Source organism: Bacillota bacterium (assembly GCA_012837335.1).
GTDB lineage: Bacteria > Bacillota > Limnochordia > Darwinibacteriales > DTU012 > DTU012.
In genome coordinates, this window is the sequence record DURM01000041.1 from 1 (window position 1) to 22259 (window position 22259).

At 48.3% G+C, this 22259-nt stretch carries 21 protein-coding genes; 8 read left to right on the forward strand and 13 right to left on the reverse strand.

Translation table 11 applies throughout. The features are described from left to right. Positions 1 to 707: RNA polymerase sigma factor (locus GX019_05595; GenBank protein ID HHT36634.1), on the reverse strand; the 707-nt coding region annotated here is incomplete at its 3' end. Between the two features lie 161 nt (positions 708 to 868). Here GX019_05595 and GX019_05600 point away from each other — a divergent pair. After that, positions 869 to 2152 (forward strand): hypothetical protein, encoded by a 1284-nt coding sequence (locus GX019_05600; protein HHT36635.1) that lies wholly within the window; start codon positions 869 to 871, stop codon positions 2150 to 2152. 73 nt (positions 2153 to 2225) lie between these two features. Here the strand turns inward: GX019_05600 and GX019_05605 are convergent, their stop codons facing one another. The 8 genes from GX019_05605 to GX019_05640 all read right to left on the reverse strand — a co-directional run bounded on the left by GX019_05605 (position 2226) and on the right by GX019_05640 (position 8827). After that, positions 2226 to 2726: a helix-turn-helix domain-containing protein gene (locus GX019_05605; GenBank protein HHT36636.1), complete on the reverse strand. Its 501-nt coding sequence runs from the start codon at positions 2724 to 2726 to the stop codon at positions 2226 to 2228. 227 nt (positions 2727 to 2953) lie between these two features. Then, the gene (locus GX019_05610; protein HHT36637.1) at positions 2954 to 3415 is read right to left on the reverse strand and encodes a chemotaxis protein CheX; all 462 of its coding nucleotides are present in this window, start codon (positions 3413 to 3415) and stop codon (positions 2954 to 2956) included. Next, the gene (locus tag GX019_05615) at positions 3412 to 3831 is read right to left on the reverse strand and encodes a hemerythrin family protein (protein HHT36638.1); all 420 of its coding nucleotides are present in this window, start codon (positions 3829 to 3831) and stop codon (positions 3412 to 3414) included. Before GX019_05615 ends, GX019_05610 begins: the two co-directional genes overlap by 4 nt. A gap of 22 nt (positions 3832 to 3853) precedes the next feature. Further along, positions 3854 to 4255, reverse strand: coding sequence for a YjbQ family protein (locus tag GX019_05620; protein ID HHT36639.1), 402 nt, complete (start codon positions 4253 to 4255; stop codon positions 3854 to 3856). Positions 4256 to 4322: 67 nt separating this feature from the next. Next, positions 4323 to 6287 carry an ABC transporter permease gene (locus tag GX019_05625; GenBank protein HHT36640.1) on the reverse strand — a complete coding sequence of 655 codons (1965 nt, stop codon included), beginning with the start codon at positions 6285 to 6287 and terminating at the stop codon, positions 4323 to 4325. After that, the gene (locus GX019_05630; protein ID HHT36641.1) at positions 6259 to 7041 is read right to left on the reverse strand and encodes an ABC transporter ATP-binding protein; all 783 of its coding nucleotides are present in this window, start codon (positions 7039 to 7041) and stop codon (positions 6259 to 6261) included. The genes GX019_05625 and GX019_05630 overlap by 29 nt, the downstream gene beginning before the upstream one ends. Positions 7042 to 7133: 92 nt before the next feature. Further along, a complete protein-coding gene (locus GX019_05635) occupies positions 7134 to 8156 on the reverse strand; it encodes a HAMP domain-containing histidine kinase (protein HHT36642.1) in 1023 nt (340 codons plus the stop codon). Next, positions 8153 to 8827 (reverse strand): response regulator transcription factor, encoded by a 675-nt coding sequence (locus GX019_05640; protein ID HHT36643.1) that lies wholly within the window; start codon positions 8825 to 8827, stop codon positions 8153 to 8155. Before GX019_05640 ends, GX019_05635 begins: the two co-directional genes overlap by 4 nt. Positions 8828 to 9073: 246 nt before the next feature. Between GX019_05640 and GX019_05645 the strand changes: the two genes are divergently transcribed. Further along, positions 9074 to 9688, forward strand: a complete 615-nt coding sequence (locus tag GX019_05645) for a hypothetical protein (GenBank protein ID HHT36644.1) — start codon at positions 9074 to 9076, stop codon at positions 9686 to 9688. 72 nt (positions 9689 to 9760) lie between these two features. Then, positions 9761 to 10387 carry a hypothetical protein gene (locus tag GX019_05650; GenBank protein HHT36645.1) on the forward strand — a complete coding sequence of 209 codons (627 nt, stop codon included), beginning with the start codon at positions 9761 to 9763 and terminating at the stop codon, positions 10385 to 10387. Positions 10388 to 10442: 55 nt separating this feature from the next. On the opposite strand, the gene GX019_05655 is transcribed toward GX019_05650, so the two are convergent. The 3 genes from GX019_05655 to GX019_05665 all read right to left on the reverse strand — a co-directional run bounded on the left by GX019_05655 (position 10443) and on the right by GX019_05665 (position 14983). Next, entirely contained in the window at positions 10443 to 12554 is a 2112-nt protein-coding gene (locus GX019_05655) for a glycoside hydrolase family 3 protein (protein ID HHT36646.1), read from the reverse strand. Between the two features lie 112 nt (positions 12555 to 12666). Beyond that, positions 12667 to 14121 (reverse strand): serine hydrolase, encoded by a 1455-nt coding sequence (locus tag GX019_05660; GenBank protein HHT36647.1) that lies wholly within the window; start codon positions 14119 to 14121, stop codon positions 12667 to 12669. Between the two features lie 133 nt (positions 14122 to 14254). Then, on the reverse strand, positions 14255 to 14983 hold the full coding sequence (locus GX019_05665) for a tetratricopeptide repeat protein (protein ID HHT36648.1): 729 nt from the start codon (positions 14981 to 14983) through the stop codon (positions 14255 to 14257). 232 nt (positions 14984 to 15215) lie between these two features. Here GX019_05665 and GX019_05670 point away from each other — a divergent pair, with 232 nt between their 5' ends. The 5 genes from GX019_05670 to GX019_05690 are packed head-to-tail and all read left to right on the forward strand — an operon-like array spanning position 15216 to position 19381. Next, positions 15216 to 15467 carry a ferrous iron transport protein A gene (locus GX019_05670; protein HHT36649.1) on the forward strand — a complete coding sequence of 84 codons (252 nt, stop codon included), beginning with the start codon at positions 15216 to 15218 and terminating at the stop codon, positions 15465 to 15467. After that, the gene (locus tag GX019_05675) at positions 15467 to 17221 is read left to right on the forward strand and encodes a ferrous iron transporter B (GenBank protein ID HHT36650.1); all 1755 of its coding nucleotides are present in this window, start codon (positions 15467 to 15469) and stop codon (positions 17219 to 17221) included. Before GX019_05670 ends, GX019_05675 begins: the two co-directional genes overlap by 1 nt. A gap of 15 nt (positions 17222 to 17236) precedes the next feature. Further along, positions 17237 to 17815: a hypothetical protein gene (locus GX019_05680; protein ID HHT36651.1), complete on the forward strand. Its 579-nt coding sequence runs from the start codon at positions 17237 to 17239 to the stop codon at positions 17813 to 17815. Next, entirely contained in the window at positions 17809 to 18810 is a 1002-nt protein-coding gene (locus GX019_05685; protein ID HHT36652.1) for a flippase-like domain-containing protein, read from the forward strand. The genes GX019_05680 and GX019_05685 overlap by 7 nt, the downstream gene beginning before the upstream one ends. Continuing rightward, a complete protein-coding gene (locus tag GX019_05690; GenBank protein HHT36653.1) occupies positions 18800 to 19381 on the forward strand; it encodes a CDP-diacylglycerol--serine O-phosphatidyltransferase in 582 nt (193 codons plus the stop codon). Before GX019_05685 ends, GX019_05690 begins: the two co-directional genes overlap by 11 nt. Here the strand turns inward: GX019_05690 and GX019_05695 are convergent. After that, positions 19354 to 22245, reverse strand: a complete 2892-nt coding sequence (locus GX019_05695; GenBank protein ID HHT36654.1) for a hypothetical protein — start codon at positions 22243 to 22245, stop codon at positions 19354 to 19356. The two genes, GX019_05690 and GX019_05695, sit on opposite strands and share 28 nt — an antisense overlap. Between the last annotated feature and the right edge of the window lie 14 nt (positions 22246 to 22259).

Consider the following 22259-nt stretch of genomic DNA (forward strand, 5'->3'; position numbering starts at 1 on the left):
ATAAACACTGCCGGTACTTCCAATTCTCTAGCTATTTCCTCCGCGGTTTTAGCAGTTTCACGGCATGTAATTAAGATGTTCTGTACCAATAGTCTTGCAGCCAGCGTCCAAGCGCTGTCGCTCTTGCTGAAATCCCCTGTTCCGGATAAGAGCAGATAGTTTGGTCTCAGCTTAACATCATTATTTTTGGCTTCCACAGCACTAACCCCTTTCCTGATCTTCTTGCGGGCAGAAAAGAGCCTCTGCTTGACGCGATTTTCCGGTACAGCCAGCCTTTGAGCAATTTCAGCAATGGAAAGCTCTTCCAGATAATACATCACCATCACTTGGCGATAGATCTTACCCAGGAAAGCCATTTCCCGCCGGATCCATTCCAGCTGGTGGGCATCAAGCAGACCTGACAGAAGATCATCCTCAAAGCCGCAGTCATAACCTTGGGGGCCGTCCTGCAGTTTTTGGACCGCATACTGTTTCTGCTTCTGCTTTCTGACATGGCTGCAGTAGGTGTTGTGGGCAATCTGCCAGATATAGGCGTCGAAATTGCTGATCTGAGGCTTGTTTGCCAGCGCTTGGAGAATCTCGGCAATAATCTCCTGGCACAGATCCTGGGCCTCATCCTGGTTGAAGCTCCGCTTATAGGCATAGCCGTACAATTTGTCGACCAGCTCCGGTGTAAAAACTTGATCAAAAAGCTCTTTTCTTTCCATCCAATCAACCTTTCTCCGCGCAGAGAATTCATCTAGATAGTCTCAGTTTGGAAATGATGGTTAGCACTTAAGAGAAAAAAACCAAGGCTTACAGGAAAACTTTATGTTAAGCGTGAATTAAATTATTGTAAGTCAAATCCACTGCAGTCCAGGAGGTTAACATGAATCGGAAATCAACTATCACTGTGGTTTTGTGCGCACTATTTGTCGGAATCTTCAGCGGCTGCATCTTCAGCCAAACCAGCCAAAAACCCCTTCCCTTGGAAGGAGCAAGCCTAACGCGGGTCAGCCATGAGCTCCTCGGTGAGCAGCTGCACAGTAATATGCGGGCTTTTGAAATCATTGACGGTCACCTGCACATGCTGCTCACTACTGACGTTACCCCCGCCACTGGTACCGGAAGCGGTCTTCAGTACTGGACTAAGCCTTTAGATGGTGATGCTTTTGAAAAGCATTACTTCCTGTCCGATAAAGTTATCGGCATGGCCAACATTGTTGTCGATCCAATCTACACCGATGATCTGTTTTTTATTTTCAATGACCGCACTAATGAAAGCTTCCGCTACGCAATCATGGAGCGTTTTGACGGCTCTGAGCTCAAGCGCGTCTTTGAACTGGATAACACCAGCGGTCAGGTGCTTAATCCCCAGGCCATCAGCAGCCAAGACGGCTACATCCATATCTTCGTTCCCGACCGCACTTCATCGGGTCAGGACGGAATCAAGTGGTGGCGGCTGAATATCGCTACTGAAGAACTAGAGCGGCTTAATGACATCAGCCTGCCCACCCGGGGAGCCCGTTTATATGATTTAATGTACGATAACGGCCAGATTATCGTACCGATTGCGATTAATCAGCAGCTCCACCTCGGAATTATTGATACAGAGAAGCTGACTATTTCTACTCAGCTGTTAGATCAGTTTAAATCGCCGGATGGAATGCCGCCCCGCTCAATTAATCTCTTTAAATACGATCAGTTAGGAATTTACCTGCTTACTTATCTAAGACCAGCTTCCTTTTCCAACCGTCCCCGCACCGGCTTAGTCGGTGAAGTTGTGGCAATGGTTCTAGATGCCGATAACTACAAAGTTCTGAACAAGAAAGTAATCGGCGGTTATAATGCGAAAGAAGCGGTCACCCATTACATGAAGAGCGAGCAGCTGAATGATCGGATGTTTGCGGTCGCCTTTACCAGTGTCGATGAGATCCACCACTTCCACTTAACAGGTGTTCACGATCGCTATACTAAGTCTACTTTAGCGGTCTGGCAGGTAGACGGATCTGGCAATCTGCAGCTGGTTTGCGAGGAGGTTACCGAGGATACCCGCTGGGATCAGGTGCTGGCCCGCATCGATGACAGCACTTTCCTCTTTTCTTACAACAGTACCACTGCTACCAATGAAAAATGGCTTGATGTAATGAAGCTCGAGCTTGAAACCGAGTAAAGTCGGCATAACAAACGGAGTGCCTTCCCTGCTGCTGCAGTGATTGCACTCCGTTATTTCATATGGATAAGTCCTATGTTTTTTCCAATAGGATGGCAATATCTTCCTCTCGAAATTTCCAGGCATTGCCGATCTTAATCGCCGGCAGTGTCTTTTGGTGAACCATTCGGTAGACTGTATGTTTGGACACCTTTAACAACTCAGCTGCCTCTTTAACACCAATCAACGTTGATACTACTTTGTCTTTGGCATGTGGCATCTCATCGAGTTTATCGGTTGAGTTCGTTTTGGGCTGTTCAACGGGGTCATAAACAGATGACTCAACGGCTTTCTTCACCGGCTGCTCTGGCGCCAGCTTTAGTGCACTGCCTTCCGATTCAGACAGACGTTCAGGCATCTCCTTATCATCATTTTGTGGCACAAAGAGACTTAACCCCATTTCCCTCAGCGTTAAAAGTTCATCGGCGCTGATTACTGTTTCTCTGCATTCACTGCATTCCTGAGCCTTCATCCCGTTGATAGTTATCGTATACTTACCCCACTCAGCGTCAACCGATATGTTTCTGTCCTGCATTTTACTGCCGCATGCCCAACAAAACCTAGCTTCCCGCATATCAGGCTGGCTCCTTTCTAATTGATATTGGGCGTACATTTCGTTTGACACCTTGTGTTATGCATTTACCCATAATATTCTTTTTAAGAATTAGAAATTCCTGCTAAATTATCCGAAACAATGCTAATATCAAGATATTTATATATACAAATAACCCCCCTCAATTCGCTTGAGGGGGGGTGAGGGTTTTACCGCTCTGATAAAGTGATAAAGATATCAAACTGGCCGATCCGGGTCTCCATCGGAACCACCAGGGCCCGCTTGCTGGCCATGGAAAGAGACACATTTTTGCCCAGCACAATCTGGGGAGGTACAATGTTGCAGTTATAGTTGTTGTTGCTTAAATGCGTCACCGCATTCCCACTGATAATATTGGCAACCTCACCGAGAGCTGAAGCCACAAAGCTGTCCAGCTCTTCGATGGCCATCCCGGACATAATTTCCACCATCTTCAGAGTCATCTCTTTGGGAAAGCTGTACAAAATTGAACCCAAGAGATCGCCGGTAACGCCGATGGCCACACTAGCTTCTTTACTCGGCATTAATTCATCGCAGGCCCACAATTCGCCGCGGGTAGCTTCCAAATCCATCATCAGCTTGAAAACGTCACGCGCTGCTCTGACAAAAGGTTCAACATATGCTACCCTCACTGGCTGCCACCTCCCTGTTCCTTAACCCAGGCACCGATTTTTTGATCGGTTGCGGCAACGTGCATGATCAGCCAGGTCATCAGCTTGCCGCCAAACTCCTGCACCAGCTCCTGGGTAAAGCCTTCGGCCTCAAAGCGTTCGGCGTAGCCGTTAATCATGGCTCTGAACCTGGTGTGAATCTCCTTGTGTTCCTCATACCCGGGATAATTAATCTCACGCTGATACTCTTCTTCGTCATTAAAATGTTCAACCACATAGTTCTGCATAAACTCCAGCGTTTCCCGAACGGCTGCTGTTTTTTCTTCCCAATCGCCTTTTTCCTGTACAGATTGGAGAAAATCTGATACCCGTTTGAACAGCTCCTGATGCTGGGTGTCAATCAGCTCAACGCCAATTCTGTACTTTTCCTTCCACATCATTCTCCTCTGACCCCACCTTTCATCCTGAAATCAACTTTACATAAACCTTCCTGGTTCTGGGACCGTCAAATTCAGCCAAATACACTCCCTGCCATGTTCCCAGCTTTAAATCACCATTCTCGATAATTAAACTCAGACTGCAGCCCATCAGGGAGGCTAACACATGGGACTGCGAGTTGCCCTCCATATGCCGATACCCCGGATCATCTTCCGGAACAAGTCTCTGCAGGATATAGACCAGATCCCGCGCCACATCCGGATCGGCATTTTCATTAACAGTCAGCCCTGCGGTTGTATGGGGACAAAACACAACACAGATCCCATGCTCAACTCCTGATTCCCGCACCACACTGCGGATTTGGGCTGTGATCGGTACAAATTCACAGCGGCTGCTCGTTCTCACACTGAACTGCTGCATTATCGCCCTCCTCCAACCCATATCTTACCTACATGGATTCGCTGCCAAATCAAAAGTACCTTTTTGTGAATTAACTTACAATGTTCGAATATTGGCGTTTAGTTATAAAATAGAATACTCCATAGATCAGCGCGTACACTCCGTACATCACCGCTGAAAACTGCAGCACAGTCAGATAAGAATTCTCCACTGCCAGCATCGAAGAGAACACCATGGTATCAGCGCTTTTCATGGCAAAGATGCTGTGAGCAAATCCCACTAACAGCGGAATAAAGAACACCGGGAACAACCGCTTGGCAATGACTTTCCCTTCCATTCGTCCACTGATCCCAATTTTCCGCAGCATCTGGTAGAGATGCCGTTCTTCCTGAGCAGCCATCACCTGCTTAAAATATAGGAGACTCGCTGTCATCAGGATAAAGACAATACTCATAAAGAATCCAATGAAGCAGACTAAGCCGAAAGCCTCCAGAGCTTCGATGTAGTGGTTATAAGCCATCCGGTAGCTGCCAACGCGGCCGCGCAAAACCTGATTCAGCTTGCGGTTTAAATCATGGGAGCCTAAGGGGTTTTCATATTTAACCACTGTCACCCGATCAAAGGGTCTTCCGCCGGTATCAGTAGTGACAATATCGCCGTTTTCCATTAGCGCTGCAAAATCTGAGTCGCTAACAACAACTGTGTAGTACGCTCCAAACACCGTGATATCTAAATCGAGGCATGCGGTAACTGTCAAGTTAGAATCTGAAAAATGAAGCTTTCTGCCCACCCATTCTTTTTCTAGCAGTTCATTGTTACCAGTTCTTACAGCCAGTACAGCTTCACCTTTTCCCACCTCAACCTGGCGATAGCGCTCCCGAGCAGCGCTCAGTAGTTGGTTGAATTCCGATTGAGGATAAATCCGGTAATATGTGTCCGGGGTGCCAAACTCCCATTCTACCGCGACAAACATGTCGGTTCTTGGCCAGGCTTGATACCGATAAGTGGTATGCTCGTCTATAATATTTACATCATACTCAGCAAAAGCGGCGTGCACATCATGGAGAACCTGCTCATTATCGGTGTAAAAATACAAGTCATAGCCTACAGTATCATAGGTGCTCTTTTCCACTGTGGCATATAATGTGTATCCCGATGCGATCACAGTCACTGCTACCGCAGACAAAACCGCAATTGCTGCCATCAAGCCGCCAATTGACTTGATGCGGTGATTAAATGTGGAAACGGCGATCAGGTTGTCCCCGCGGTAGTAGCTAGGGCGGTTCTGAAGCCCGCTCAAGATTTTCGGCAGTCCGCTGCGGAAGAATAAAAAGGTGCCACTAATTACTAAAGCCAAAATCGGAAGCGCCCAAAGCAGCAGCTCCCCAAGGCCCAAGCTTACTGCCAGGTAATATCCAGCGCCAATTAATAACAGGGAGAGCAGCAGCAGAATGATTGAACCTGTGGACCTTGTTTCCAGCGTTTTATGGGCTTTAAAGAGATCAATCAGTTCAAATTTACCAATTACCCGCCGCCCAGACAGCCCCATCACGCCAAAGACCAGCAGAAACGGAATTATTGTAAGATAAATGGCTTCGGGTGCAATCACAAACTTTACATCGCCCACAAAGTGAGCCAGGGTCAGATTAAGCAGAACCATCGCTGTTAATTTGGAAGTAAACATTCCTAATCCCAGTCCGGCCACCAAGGCAGCACTGCCGATTATCATAGTCTCGATGAAAAGCAGCAGGCCAATCTTGCGGTTAGTCATGCCGAACAGAGAGTAGGTGGAAATCTCTTTTTTGCGGGCGCGGATAAAGCTGTTGTTGGAGCTGATTAAGAAAAAGGTGACAAAGACAAAAATGATTACGCCAAAGCTTGTAAGCAGAGCGCGATAGCGGTCGCTGTAAGTAAGCTTGGCCATGACCTGCTCATTAAAATTCAGAGCCAGAAACGAATACACAGTAAAAACGCTGAAGCTTAAAGCAAAGAAGTACATAGCGTATTTGGGGAGGCTGCGCTTAATGTTACGAACGGCTAAAGCGGTCAGCTTCATCATTTCCACCTCCCAACACGCTCATCACATCGATGATGGCATCAAAAAACTGCTTTCTGCTCTCTCCGGCGTAAAGCTCATTGTAGATTTCTCCGTCACGAATAAACATAATTTTATGACAATAGCTCGCGGCAAAAACATCATGGGTGACCATCAGAATCGTAGCCTGAAACTTTTCGTTTAAAACTGTCAGCAGATCCAAGAGCGCCCTGCCGGACTTAGAATCGAGATTACCAGTTGGTTCATCCGCCAAGATAATCTTAGGATTGGTGATGACCGCCCGGCAGGCCGCTGCCCGCTGCTGCTCTCCGCCGGAAACTTCATAAGGATATTTATCCAAGATATTTTCAATACCCAAATCCCGACTTAACCGCGCCAGACGCTGTTCCATTTCCTCATACTTATATCCATTCAGGGCTAGCGGCAGAATGATGTTTTCCTTCAAGGTCATAGTCTCTAAAAGGTTATAGTCTTGAAAGATGAAACCAATGTTTTTGATGCGGTGCTGCGCCAGCTGATTTTTGTTTAATTTGGTGATGTCCCGCCCATCAATAACGCATTTCCCGGTAGTAGGCCGGTCAATGCTCCCGATAATGTTTAAGAGTGTGGTTTTTCCCGATCCCGATGGACCCATTACTCCCAGAAAATCTCCCTGGTTAACAGAAAAGCTGATGTTGTTTAAAGCCCGATACTGCTTAGCAGATCGCTTCGATCCATAGACTTTGCTGATATTCTCTACCCGCAGAATCTCCATCTGCACAACCTCCTCATCAACGTGATGAGTCTATTATATCCGGACTAAAAGGTAGGAAAAATCGATCAAACTTACATTTCCCGCCGTTTACCTTACATTTTTGTCACCTGGTGGAGCGTGCGGGTCGCAATAAAGGTCAGCTTGAACACGGCGTACTCCCCGTACCGAGATTCACAGCTCAGCTCATGGCCGAGCAGATCCGTCAGTTTCTTAGCCAAATACAGCCCGTAGCCAGTGGCGCTGCCTCCGGACCTTTCCTCAGAAGAAGTGTAACCTTTGTTGAAAACCTGGCCCAGATCCTGCGGCGGAATGCCTCGCCCTGTGTTCTTTACTGCTACTGTGACCCGATCATCATCAGCTTCAGCAGCAATCACGATTTTCCCGCCCGGGGGAGTGTATTTCACAGCATTAGAGATCAGCTGAGCAAGGATATAGGTACTCCATTTCGGGTCACTTAAAACCTGATGTTCGCCGCCGGTGATTTCAATATCCAGCTTTTTATAGCTGAACAAGCTGGAATACCCTTTTAGGGCACCGGCAATCAGGGTATGGGTGCTCACTCTGCTGATTTTATAATCCTCATGGAAGCTTTCCGATTTAAGCTCATAAAACACCTTCTGCGCTGCTTCTTCTATGGCAGTCAGCTCTTGATCTAGTTTACGGTAATCCACTCCCGCATCTAAATTCGAGTTTTCTAAAATCAATCTAGCCGCAGCAATCGGCACCTTGATATCATGAAGCCATCTGGTAATAAAATCGAGCTGCTCCGCTGACTTGGTGCGAATATCTGATCTAAACTCCTCATAATCCAAAACTAGTGCTCGAATTCTTTCAGCCAGCATGCGGTCGGTTGGATAAGGAAAATGACGTTCATCACTTAAAGTGTTTTCTTCAAGGTGCGCAATCAGCTTACCAAACCGCCGCTTATAACTGGAATAATCCACCGCAATAAAGGCCAGCAGCAGAAGCAGCCAGCCGACCAGAATATAGCGGGCATTAGATTCAGTTAAATTTAACCCGATATCCAGCTTATAAACAGCCCAGGCAAAACCAAAGGCGGCAGTAAGGAACAAGTAGACTATCCAGCGCTCATAAAGATAATCCCGAAACCTCATTTTAGAACATATCCTTCCCCTTTGACCGTCTTAATGTAGTGGTCTAAGCCTGCTTCCGCAAGCTTCTTTCTTAAACGGTTGACATTGACAGTCAATGTATTGTCGTCAACAAAACTCTGGTCATCCCACAGCGCTTTCATCAGATATGCCCGACTGACAGTCTTCTCCTGGTTGCGGATTAAAACCGCCAAGATCTTGGATTCATTGGGCGTAAGCTCAATTTCATGATCGCCAACAAATACAACCTGACGCTCAGGATCAAGAATCAAATCCCGGTACTGGAGCACATTCAACGATTGATCCTGATAAGCATACGCCCGGCGCAGGGCTGCCTGAACCTTAGCGATTAACAGCTCCATGGAAAACGGCTTTTCTAAGTAGTCATCGCCGCCCTGCACAATCCCCCGGATCTTGTCGCTGTCTGAGTCTCTGGACGAGATAATAATAATCGGCACATTCGACAGCTCCCTAATCCTGCTGCACCAGTAAAAGCCATCGTAAAAAGGGAGATTGATGTCCAGCAGCACCAAATGCGGCGCAGACTGGGTAAATTCACCTAAGATATTTTGATAATTTTCAGCTCGATAAGTCTGGTAACCCCAGCTGCTGAGCTTCTCATCGATAATTTCAGCTATAGTTTGGTCGTCTTCAACAATCATGATTTTATACACCATTACCCCTCCCCATTATGAAACTAGTTCGCGATGTTTAGGCAAGATCCTAGCACTACCCAAGACTCAACCCACGCGTTTTTCCCTCCCTAAACTCCTTTGGATATTAACAAAAGTTTTACCTGCTAACTAATAATGGCAGGTAAAACTCATTTTTAAATTTTAGTTATTTTTACAGCAGGAAATTTAGTGTAAAGCTGGTATTAAATATACATGAGTAAATACACTTAGCAAAGGAGGCATTGGATGAAAAAAATCGCTGTATTTTTAGTCTTAGTTGTGGTTACTGCATTAGGATTAACCGGCTGTACAGATGTGAACAACCTGGAGTACGCTTTAGTCTGGGAAGAACCGTTTGAACAGTTTTCCCCAGCTGCTGCTGGCTGGCAGACAGGTAAACTCGGCGGAAAACAGGCACTAATGTACGAAGCATCTGCCGATAAAAAGGTAATCGAACTGGAGCTTCCGGTGCAGGTAGACCATGGTCGCTTGGAGTTTGCAGCCTACCAAAGCAGTGAGAATGCGAGCAACTTTGGCATCAAGCCCTATACCAAGAATGATCCGGTTTTCGTAGATTTCTGGTTATCCAAGGGCGGCGAAGCCAGACTGTGGCGCGGTCTCGATCCAGAGAATCCGAATGATGTCTATGATAACGGAAACTGGCACGAATTCGCCTTTGAGTGGGACGTATCAGAAGGCACATTCACCGCATTCGCAAAGGTTGATGGCTCCTGGACAGAGAAGTTCAGCACTACCGGAATTGCTTTTCCTCCATCCCGCCTATATTTAGACGGCGGCGGAGACGGTTCCGGCGGTATTGCGAACTTAAAGCTTTATGATCTGAGTATTGAAGCTGAGTAAGGCTCTCCCACCGGGGTAACCCAGCCCTGGTGTTAAAAATAGGAGTGCAAAAAAATTTAAGGAGGAGTTTTCATGAAAAAAACTATTATGCTCTCATTAGTACTGGCCGTTGTATTGATTTTTGGGGCAACAGCGCTGGCTTATGAAGCTCCAAAAGTAGCCGAGCCACTGGTACTTGGCGAAGATTGGCCGGTAAACGAAGACAATGCTTACAGCGCGTTTGATGGTGACAATGGCTGGAAACTGTGGGTATTCTGGGATGACAACAATGTTTACATTCAATACGATGTTTACACTGATCTTCCGTTAGGCAACAAGCAGACTGAAAGATATATCTTCAACGCTGACAGCTTAGAATGGGAAATCCGCACAGTTGGTGCCAGCAAGAGACAAAAATGGATGATCGCTCTTACTGAAGCTAAGGGCTATGAAGTTGTTCTCCGCTACCCAGACAGAGAATACTATGTAGCACCTAACGAATTCCACGATGTATTAATCACTGAAACCGACTATGGTTATCGTGGTCAAGTTATCCTGAACCAAGCTCATCCGAAACTGGCTGAATTTGGTATCGGCGCTGGTGTTAAGCTGGAAATGTCCGTTCAAGTTAACGACTCCAAAGACGGCAACGAGCGCACTCGGATCCTCGGCGGTTTCGTTGACGCAGGCGCCTACTCTGAGCTGGTATTTGTAGAGTAATTTAGATTTAAGGGTTTTTAAAGCACCGCCTCAATTGAAGCGGTGCTTTTTTCTATTAGTATTCAAGCTCCACACTAGTTCCCGTAACAGTTAGCTCCTGTTTTAACACAACTTCGCCGGTAAGTTCCGCGCTCCTTGCATCAGGCTGCTGTCCGCCGACGTAGATTGCAAACTTACCAGGTTCCAAAATGCACCGGCCGTCGTTATCGATTAAGGCCAGCTGTCTTCTGGTTAAAGTGAATTCCACCTTGGCTGCTTCACCGGGTTTTAAAGTAACCCTTTCAAATCCCCTCAGCTCCCAGTGGGGCACTCTTACGCTTGCTTCCACATCCTTCACATAGAGCTGGACAACCTCATCTCCAGTCCTGCTGCCTGTGTTTTCTACGCTGACACTTACTTTAACCTCAAAGTCTGAACCCGCATCAACCTCTGTCTGTTCAAGCTTTAGGTGGGAATACTTAAACGTGGTATAGCTTAACCCATAGCCAAATGGATACAGGGGTGTGTCGTTAAAATAGCGGTAAGTTCTATTTTCCATGCTGTAGTCTTCAAAATCCGGTACCTGATCCAGTGATTTTGGGAATGTAACTGGCAGTCTGCCGCCGGGGTTGTAATCGCCGAAGATCACATCGGCAATCGCATTGCCGCCTTCCTGACCAGGATACCAGGCTTCGATAATCGCCGGGATATTGTCCTGGGCCCAGTTGACTGCTACCGGACTGCCGTTAAACAGCACCAGCACAATCGGCTTACCAGTTGCATGAATCACCTTGAGCAGCTCTTCCTGCATACCCGGGAGATCCAAGCTGAGCTTATCTCCTCCACCGTCCGATGCAGCAGATGCGCCCTGCTCCCCTTCAATCCGCGGCGAGATGCCCATGCACATAATTACCACATCGGAGTGCTTGGCTGCAGTTAGGGCCTCCGCAAAACCGGCGGTCGGCTGTCTACCCCAGCTCGAAACCTTGGTGGTTGTCAAGTCGCAGCCGGGGGCGTAATACACCCGGGTATCTTCACTGACAGCAGCCTGAATTCCCGCCAAAACCGGCACATACTTGGAAGCAGTGCCGAAATAATTGCCGATCAGAACATCACGGCTGTCGGCGTTGGGTCCAATTACCGCAATGGACTTGATCTTTTCCTTATCTAATGGCAGCAGCGAGTTAGCGTTTTTCAAAAGCACTATTGATTCCCGAGCGGTCTGCCGAGCCAGCAGCCGGTGCTCCTCACAGTCGTTAACCTCGTATGGAATCCGGTTAAACGGCACCATTTCCTCTGGATCAAACATACCCAATCTAAACCGGGTTCTCAGCAGTCTCCGCACAGCTTGATCGATTGTCTCTTCCGCAATTAAGCCCTGCTCCACTGCCTCCTGCAGATGTTCAAACACCCAGCCGCAATTTAAGTCGCAGCCGCTGTTGACAGCTAATGCCGCTGCTTCAGCCGGGGTGTCCACCACCTTGTGGTCGGCGTAAATATCTTTAATCGCGCCGCAGTCGGAGACCACATGTCCTTCAAAGCCCCATTCTTCGCGGAGGATTTTTTGAAGCAGCTCCGGACTGGCGCAGGCAGGCTCGCCGTTAACCCGATTATAAGCTCCCATGACCGCTTCCACTTTAGCTTCCTTAACCGCGTCTTTAAACGCGGGCAGATAGGTTTCCCTCAGGTCTTTTTGGCTTACAACGGCATCAAACTGGTGCCGCAAGAGCTCGGGCCCGCTGTGCACCGCGAAGTGCTTAGCACAGGCTGCGGATTTTAAATAGCGGGGATTATCCCCCTGCAGCCCTTTAATAAAGGCCACGCCTAACCTTCCGGTTAGGTAGGGATCTTCGCCATACGTTTCCTGGCCGCGGCCCCAGCGGGGATCCCGGAAAATGTTAATATTCGGGGACCAAAACGTTATTCCCTTATAAATGCCCCTATCTTCGTGCTTTCTGGCGGCATTGTATTTAGCTCTGCCTTCAGTGGCAATCACCGAGGCTACTTCATGGAGCAGCGCTTTATTAAACGAAGCTCCCAACCCGATTGCCTGGGGAAAGATGGTTGCAACACCGGCCCGGGCTACCCCATGCAGGGCTTCATTCCACCAATTGTACTCCGAAATTCCCAAGCGTCCGATTGATGAAGATGCGTACAGCATCTGACTGATCTTTTCCTCTAAAGTCATGCGGCCGAGCAGATCCTCAATCCGCTCTTCCCATGACTTATCCGGCTGCCGGAATACCGGCTGCTCTTCCTTGCGCAGGTCATTATTCACCGGACTGCACTCCTTTCCAGTTTCACTTAACTTTTCCACAGGTTAGACCGTTAAACTCATTAAGCTTAAATTCTACGATCTTTCTCATGGCAACTGTAACAGCATCATCTTTAAAGCCGAGTTTAATGGTTACAGATCCCAAATCATAATCAACAATATGGCATTTAATCAGTAGCGTCCGCTCATCCCGCCATGATCCAGAAGTCGCTGCGCGGTAGTTGTAATAAGGGAACTTATCTAAGACCAGCTTTTCAATGCCGAAACGAAGCGCATGAGTGCCAAGATGATTGGTTAACCACAGCGTGCCTTCGTTATGGTCGAAATCAAAGCTTAATTTAAGACTCTTAAGCTTCATCCGATTCGCATCAAGGACGTACTCCCGCTCATTGATTTTTGCGGCAAAGTCTTGATTGCCTCCCAACCCCACTCCCCGGAGAGCTTTAATGCTGTTTCCAGCCAGCCTTGCTTCAAGCTTGGCCAAAGCTTCGGGGTTTTCTGCAAGGGGCTCGGCGCTTAAGTTCTGATAGACGGTTTCGAAAAAGGCATCGAAAATTGCCGGCACGCCGTTAGCATCTTCCTGGGTATCAGCTGTGGTTACCAAAAGCAGATTGTGCTCCGGAAAGCACACTGCCTGCTGCCCGCCCATGCCCAGCATACCGAAACCATTATTCCGCACCCGCCAAAACTGATAGCCATAGCCCAGCTTTTCATCCAGATTGTTGCCCCGCATCGCTGTATCGATCTGCTTTGTTACAGCAGCTGCAAGATACTCCCGCGGCAGATACTGCTTGCCGTTATGCTCGCCGCCGTTCATCACAATCCAAGCCACTTTGGCCAGATCCAGAGGTGTAGACATCAGGCCGGATCCGCCCATGGAAACGCCCACGGGATCGTGGAGGATATAAGCATCTTTAGAAAAGCCGATCTCATCCAAGAATTTGGTTCTTAAGTAGTCCAGCAGCGGCATTCCCGTCAGCTTCTCCACCAGCCCGCAGAGAGTGTGGCTTGCGGAAGTGTCGTAGTGAAACAGGGTTCCGGGCAGATGGGTAGGAGGTACGGTAAAGTAGCTCTTCACCCAGTCCGGATCCGATGTCCGCTTATAGGTGGTGCCGGCGTGGGCTGTTGCCATCATCAGCATATTGCGGATCGTAATCTTAGCTGTGTAGGGATGGACTCCTTTTGCCGGCAGCTTCTCCGGGAAGTAGTCGATAATCTTATCGTCTAAGGAAATCCTGCCCTCCTCCACCAAAAGTCCTATTGCCAGGGAAGTAAAGCTTTTGGTCACCGAAAACATTCGGTGCAGGGTGTCCGCCTGATAAGGATGGTAGTATGTTTCTACTGCCAGCTTCCCGTCTCGAATAATCAAGACGCTGTGCATGCAGACATCATTTGCTTCCAACCGATCGAAAAAATCCATAACACTTTGGGAGCAAATTCCCACTGACTCGGGAGATGCCTTAGGAAAGAATTCAGCCATAGCAAAACTCCTTTACCGATATAATTTTACATAAATTAAATACCACCTATTATATTCCTGATCTAAAGCTGTTTTCCTCTGCATAAAAAGACGGATCGAGCTTTCTCAATCCGCCTCAAGGGTATGAATTTACCTATTTCTTAAGTTCTGCCAAGAGCTCTTCCGCATCCCGGCGCAGTATTTCATCAATCTCCATCTCAGGTGATGCAAACGCCTGCATCAGTACATCCAGCGCTTCATCCGAGCGCTTGTGGCTGACCAGCACTTTAGCGAGCTGCACTTGGTAATCCGGGTTATCCGGATCCAGTTTAAGGGCAATTTCAATCATTTCCAGGGCTTTATTGCGGTTGCCGATGCTGAGGGGCCAACCGGGCGCCTGATCGTACAAACTGCTGAGAACATAGTACGCATCGGCGTACTTGTCGTCAATTTCCAGCACCTTCTCCATCGCCTGCTGAAGGGGCTTTACCATAAACAAACTATTTAAAATTCCCTTCGTCTGGCCGATCCGGCCGATTAAGGCTCCCTGCCAGTAGTAGCAGTGGGGGTTAGCGGGCGCTGCTTCCACCGCCCGATCAGCATAAGCTTTGCCGGTTTCAAATAAAGCCAGCCGGTTATCATCGCTCCGGTCTCCCAAATACAGATAGGCTTTTGCCAGCGACCACAACAGCTCCGCGTCTTCTGGTGAGTGATCCAGCGAAGTTTCCAAAAGTTCAATCGCCTGTTCAATCCTGTCAACCTGCTTTGTCGCTAGCAAGGCATGAGCTTCCTCTACTACCCCGCCTAGGTCCTGAGCGCTGACTGCGCTTACCGCTGCTAACAAAACACTAAAGATTACCAATCCCCGCATCAATTTGCTCATAAATAAGCCTCCTCATCTCAGTGCTGTTCGTAACTTCTAGGGCAGTAAAACCAAGTCCTTCGCACCAAAGCCGGGTATTAAGTGCTAAATTCTTTTATTTTTCTTGTTTTAACCGCTTGACTAAGGAATTGAGGGTGCATATAATAGTAACTAACGAGTGAGAACGATTTTCATTCCCATACAAACTGCTAATATTCGTTTAATTCACCATTCTCTAAATGGAGGTATGTTTGTGAAAACCATCGTTAAGTCACTAACAGGCAGACGCTGTTTATACGATATGCAGAAAAAGTGCTGCTGCAGAGTGGTTTCCATTCCCGATCATCCCCTTCTGGACAGTTTGGGAATCTGCAGCGATGCTGTAATTACCGTTGAAAATAAATACAAATTTGGCGGCCCGGTACTGCTTAAGATCGATACAGCTACAGTCGCAATCGGAAAAGATATTGCCGAACAGATTCTCGTTGAGGAGGTCGCCGTCTGATGTCGTCGTGTCACACTATTCAGGAAGACCCGCGGATTTTAGAAACAGAGAATAAAATCCTGCTGATGGGCAACCCCAATGTGGGTAAAAGCGTTTTCTTTACCGAACTCACCGGGATTCACGCCATCAGCTCCAACTACACCGGGACAACCGTCAGCTATTTAGAAGGCGACCTTGTGCTTGACGGCACAAAGTATACATTAATTGACGTTCCCGGCATCTATTCCATGACCGCATCTTCAGAAGCTGAAGCAGTTGCGGTTCGTTTTATGGAAAGCGGAGCTTTGGCTGTAATCTGCGTTTTAGACGCCAGCAATCTCGAGCGCAACCTGCGCCTCGGGCTGGATCTGCAGAAATACGGCATTCCCATGGTCTACGCTTTAAACTTAATGGACGTTGCCGAGCGCCATGGGATTGAAATTGATGTTGATTTGTTACAAAAAGAGCTGGGCTGGCCGGTTATCCCCACTGTGGTAGTTAAACAGCAGGGCTTAGATGAGCTCAAGTGCTCTCTCCAGAGCGTGCTGGAAAAATCCAGTCAGGAAAAGGCACGCAATCAGAAGCTGGATTTTGACAGCAGAGCTCGGGCGCGGGAAATTACCCGCAAAGTAAGAAAGATCAAGAATGTAAACTTAAGCAGACTGGATCGGTTAGGCGAAAGTATGATGAAGCCCTTCCCCGGCATACCCTTAGCTCTGCTAATCATGATTCTGAGCATCGGTGTGGTTGTCGGTGCCGGGAAAGCACTGCGGGCAGCGGTGCTTCTGCCGCTGGTAAACCAGGTGCTCGTCCCGTTCTTCCGCACTCTGTTCACTTCCTTCATCCCCGAAGGAATGCTCTTGAACATCTTAGTGGGGGAATACGGTGTTTTTGTAATCAGTTTTGAATGGATTATCGCTCTGATTTTACCTTATGTATTTTTATTCTATGTTGTCTTTACTTTCCTGGAAGACTCGGGCTATCTGCCCCGGATCAGTGTCTTATTCGATAATGTGATGCGCAAACTCGGCATCCAAGGCGGAAGCTTAATCAATATCGTTATGGGATACGGCTGCGCCGTGCCGGCGATTATCGGCAGCCGGGCTGCCAGCTCCCGGAAAGAGCGGCTGCTGATCAGCACTGCGGTCTGCTTTGCAGTCCCCTGCATTTCCCAAACCGGCGCGCTGATCAGTCTCCTTGGCAGCTATTCTTTCGGCCTTGTGGCGGTCATGATCCTTTTCTCTCTGGTAATTATGGTGATTGCTACCTTAACCGCCGGCCGCCTGATTAAAGGTGAAGTAGCCCCTTTAATTATTGAGGTGCCGAATCTGCTAATTCCCGAACCTAAGGCTTACGGTAGAAAGCTTCTAATTCGAATGAAGCATTTCGTCTACGACGCGGAGCTGCCGATGATGATTTCCATTGTGATTGCAGCTCTCTTAAAGGAAACAGGCCTTTTGGATACCATTGCAGTTTACGCAGAACCCCTGGTGAGAAACTGGCTCGGTCTTCCTTCCGAAGCAGTAATTGCCCTGATCTTAGGTATTGTCCGGAGAGAAATGTCGGTTGCGCCACTGTTAGCGCTTAACCTCACACCTCTCCAGGCTTTTGTGGGGGCAACCGTCGGTCTGTTATATCTGCCCTGCCTGTCGGTCTTTGGTATTTTAACCAAGGAGTTTAATGTCAAAGTGGCTGTAGTGATTTCAACCGGAACCATCTTCTCCGCGCTCTTCTTTGGCGGATTGATTAATCAAGTGGCGCAACTGTTTACCTAAGCTGGGAGGAAGTTTATGGCACGTCAGATTGTCAGCTTGACGCAGAAAATCGAATACTGGGCAGCAGCTAACCCCCTTGTTTTCCGTCTTGCTGCCCTTTACTACCAAGATATTATCCGGAAAGAGGCGGAACTTGCCCGCATCACCAGAGATGATCATGTCCTCTGCATCGGCGGCGGTCCCTGTCCCTTCAGTGCCATCCTGCTCCACCAACTAACAGGAGCGAGAATCACAGTCATCGACAACGATCAGCGCTGTATCGAGCCTGCTCGGCAGGTGCTGTCCCGGATGGGATTAGACAGTAAAGTTGAGATCCTGTGCCAAGATGGCTGCGCAATCGATATCCATGGCTACACCGTGATCCATCTGGCCGCCCAGCTTTCACCCATGGATCAAATTTTAAGCAAGGTTAAAGAGCAGGCCCAGCCCGGTACCAGGCTGCTGATCCGCACGCCCAAAAGCCAACTTGCTTCACTTTACTGCCAAAGCTGCGCCTGCATCGACAGAAGCGGTTGTCAAGCGGTTTACCATAAAAAAACCCGCAATCTCGACAGCACCCTGCTGTATGTTAAAGAAGGGGCATTGGTATGCTGAGAAAATGGATTATTTGGTCTGCAGCCGGCATTTTACTGCTGGCTCTTTTTCTGCAGATTAATCTGGACGAACTCTATCTAAGTCTGGCGCAGATCGACTGGAAAGTAATCGGACTGCTGCTTTTGCTGCAGATTGTAACCCAGCTGCTCCTTAACTTGCAGTGGCAGCGAATTGCCGTCTTTGTCGGAGTTAAGCTTTCATTTTGGACCATGTTTTATATTAACGCTCAAGGTTCCGTAATGGAATCAATCACTCCGGGTGTCAAGGTAGGCGGTGAGATTACCCGCGGTGTGCAGCTTGCCCGCCTCGGCCGCTGCTCCGGCAGCACTGCGGCGGTGGTGGTGGTCCTGCAGAAAATTTTCAGTTTGAGCGCCTTTGCACTGATCAATATCTTTGCCGCAGTCTATCTCTCCCACCGCAGCAGTATTCTTGATTCCAGTCTCAGCCGGCTGATTGTTTACACCTTTTTGGGCCTAGTGCTGGCAGCTTTTGCCCTGATCTTGATCATGCCCAAGCAGCTCTTAGCCCGAATTAACAATAAACCGCCAGTCCGCACCTGGTTAGGCGCAGTCAGGCGGTTCGTGGAAAACCTGCTGGAACACATTGTTATGTTTGAAAGCCGGAAACAAGAGCTTGTGATTCAGTTTATTCTGGCGCTCGCCATCTGGCTGCTTTATCCCCTTAAGCTCTATCTGCTCACTGCCCAGGTGCTGCCCGATGCGCCGCTGGTTTACATCACCAGCATCACCTTTATCTCGTATCTGGTGGGGATGCTGCCGCTCTTTCCGGGAGGGTTGGGCGGATTTGAAGGCACCATGTCCGGTCTGTTAACCGGCATCGGCCTTTCTTTAAGCAGTTCTGCAGCCGTGGCGGTAATCTTTAGATTTATCACCTTCTGGTTTGTAATTATCACAAGTTTAGCATTTACCGCTGTTTATAAATTAGCTTACAAAAATACTTCTCAAGTAGAAAGAATGCTGCCCAATGAAAAATAGCAATTGGAAAGCCCGCATACCCAATCTCATGACCATGATTAATATGACCCTGGGGATTCACGCCTTGTTTTTCCTGCTTATCTATGACACCGGCGACTACAGAATCATCAGTGTCATGCTGATTTTTGCAGGTGCGCTGGTCGATGCCTGCGATGGCAGTCTGGCCAGAAAACTCAACGCGGTCACAGCCATGGGAAAACAGCTCGATTCCTTTGCCGATCTGGTTACCTTCGGACTTGCTCCCATCGCCCTGGTCTACGCGTCGGGACTGATGCGGACTTCTCTCGCAGTACCGGTTTTGGCCTGGCTGTATCTAATGGCCGGCGCTTACCGCCTTGCCCGCTACAACCTGGGCGATTTTAACCATTACTTTATGGGACTGCCGATTACAGCGGCAGGAATGATTGTCACTCTCTACAGCTCCGCTTTTCTAATCTGGGACGGGCTGTTTACTGCCGTAAATCCTGGTGTAATCACTTCCTGCCTCCTCGCGCTGCTTGCTTTCCTAATGGTGAGCAGATTTAAAGTCAAAAGATTGAGGATCTATTCCAGCTCACCCACCTCACGGTAGCGGTGAGCTTTTTCATCAAACCAGCTGCCTTCAAAGGAGCGAATCAGGGTAGTATAGAGGCGAACGGCAATCTGATTCCTGCCTTGAACTAAATTTTCGGCTGCTGTTTTAATCACCCGCGGCTGCCACAATACCGGCTGGTATTCTCCGCCATTGATCGCTGCTTCACAGGCTTCATTAAACTCCCTGCCAAAATCCAGTTCTAAATAGATCGCTTCGCTTTGTGGCACATCTGCTAAAGTAAACTCGCCTTCGTATTCAATCACCCCGGCATAATAGGGGATTTTATTGGCAATATAATCGTCAAATAAGCCCTGCTCCGATAACTCCACTAAAGCTGGTGGATCAAGTTCTACACCAAAACTGCCCGCCAGATACAGGCAGTTTAACAGCCCATGGTTGGATTTCGATGCTTCCACATCCACTTTAATGGTATTTATGCCCGGCTTCAGCATAGAAGTTATATCCACACCAATACTGCCGTAAACATGGGCATCAGTTGGGCCAAAGTCAGCTGCAGTCAGGGCAGCTTGGTCATTAACACTGATGGTCCACTCTCCCCCGATAGACCCGGGCTCCATGACCAGTTCCACCCCAGCGCTGCATTTCAGTTCAAATTGATATTGATAGTTCACCTTAAGCTCCGGATAGTCCAGCTCTGGGATGTGACCGAAGTAGGTCTTAGTTTTCGGAGTAAACTTAAATCCTCCGGCAGCCAACTGATTGGCAAGCGGCGCAGCCGTAACAGTCTTAGTCTCTGCCTCCCCATCTTCACCGATCAGGGTCATCTCCCACTCATTCATCCGCAGCAGATTTTTGTTTTTAAGCGTATATTTCAGCTTGTGAGTCCGATCGATCTTGACTGAGAGCACGGTCGGACTATTCTTCCATTCAGTGGTATTTTCCCCACCTGCCGCAGCAGCAATGAATGACTCATAAGGTTTAAGGAGGCGCTTATACCCGCCCAAGTCTTGATATAACCTATGGGGCAAATCCGTTCCCAAGCTGATTTCCTCCAAAGCACATCCCGCATCTAAGTCAACTACAACTTCTTGATCAGTGGTATTGAGAATAAACCAGAATACCTGATTAGGATCAGTTTTGTTCACTCGCTTTACCGCGTAAACTCCTGCCAGTTCCTTGCCTTCTAAGCTGATGGACAAGCTTGGCCGCACAAGCTGAGTAAGCTGAGCGGTAAATTCCTGCTCGTGATTCTGATGATAATACAAGATATTTCCGCCTGCTGCTTGATACTTTTCAATCCAGGCTTTCAGTTCTGCTTCCATATACTCCATGGGCGGGATAATTACTAACTCAACTGCTAAATCCTTGACCAGAAGCCTGCCATTCTTAATTTCGCCTTCGGTTAAAATATCAGTGTCAGCTATGTGGAAATCGATATGCTGATCTGCGAGCAAATGCAGCAGGCGGCTGAACTCGCTTAACTGCTCCCTGGTGGGCACGCCGCTGTGAGGTGCGTACACCAAAACATTGGCGTCGATATATGTATCCTTAAACTGATCAGATAAAGCGGCCACTCGCTGTGATAAATGTTTAAACAGCGGCCAATAAGGCATCTGGAAGAAAAATGATGGCGGCGCATCATGCTTTTTCAGCCCATGGGTTGAGTAGAAAAAGCCGTGGGGTACCAGGTGCTCAACACCAGCAAGCAGCAGTCCTTCCGCAATGATTTTCGCATCCTGAAGGGTACCGCTCCATCCCAAGCTGTGGTAGCACTCGCACAGTCCGATCGGTTTGTCGTAAAAATACACCGCGCTGGTCACTGCTCTAGCGTTGGTGCGGATCCGCGGCTGGAAGATATCCAGGCCGGAGCCGGCTTTTTTATGGCCATTATCGGATCCGGGAATGTCCATGTACTTAAGCTGCGATAGGCGCAGTGACGGCTTTTCCCCGCTGTAATAAATACCGTTTTCTCGGCACCAGTTTGACACTGGTTCTTCAAATGACTGGCAGAACATTTCAAAGATCAGCTGGTTGTAGTCGTACTTGACTTTCCGATGCTCCGGATGTTCCACTGCCTGAAGCGCTGTCAGCTTGTCCCTCAGTTCATAACCGTACTTTTTATAAAACGCCTCCGGTACAAAGCGGGACCAAGCGGGAGCCACTTCGTCTGTAAATATGCCAAGAATTGTTTTCCCGAATTCTGCCTGATAGCGCTTCCGGTAGCGCTCATGGGTGAGTTTAATAAAAGCCGCCACTGCTTCCGGGTTCATGGGATCCACAAACTTATCCCAATACTTATGCTTGGCAATCTGGCACTGCAGGCTTACATAGATCTTAAACTGAGCATTCGGCAGTTCCGCTTCCAAAACCGGCCGCGGTTCGCTGGCAAAATAGCGCTTGCGGTTATAGGATGTCAAGCCGGTTTCCACATACGAATCCTCAGTCAGCACCATTCCGATTTGATCGATGAGATCAATTTCTGCATCAAAATTAGGCATTCCATCTACCACCGGATATGCCTTCGCTGCTAAGACTTTTCCTGCCGGCAGCACAAGCTCCACCCTGCCGCCATCAACCAGATAGCTGCGGCTGACTAAATGAGTGCCGTAATACTCGGGAGAACCCAGCACCACTTCCCCGCCGGCAATCCCGCTTGGATAGGGATACTCATCATATAAATGCACTGTTAAGCCGTGCTTTTTCGCTTCATCCACTGCCGCATCCACCATGTGAAAAAACGCCTCGGATAAATACGGCTGCTGTAAACCCTGCCGGGAGTGGATGTAAAATCCTTTCACACCCTGGGCTGCCATCTCCCGAATCTGTCTTCTCACTTCATTTTCATCAAGCCGGTCATTCCAAAACCAAAATGGATAAAACCCTGTTAAGTTTCTGCCCACTAGCCTCACTCCTC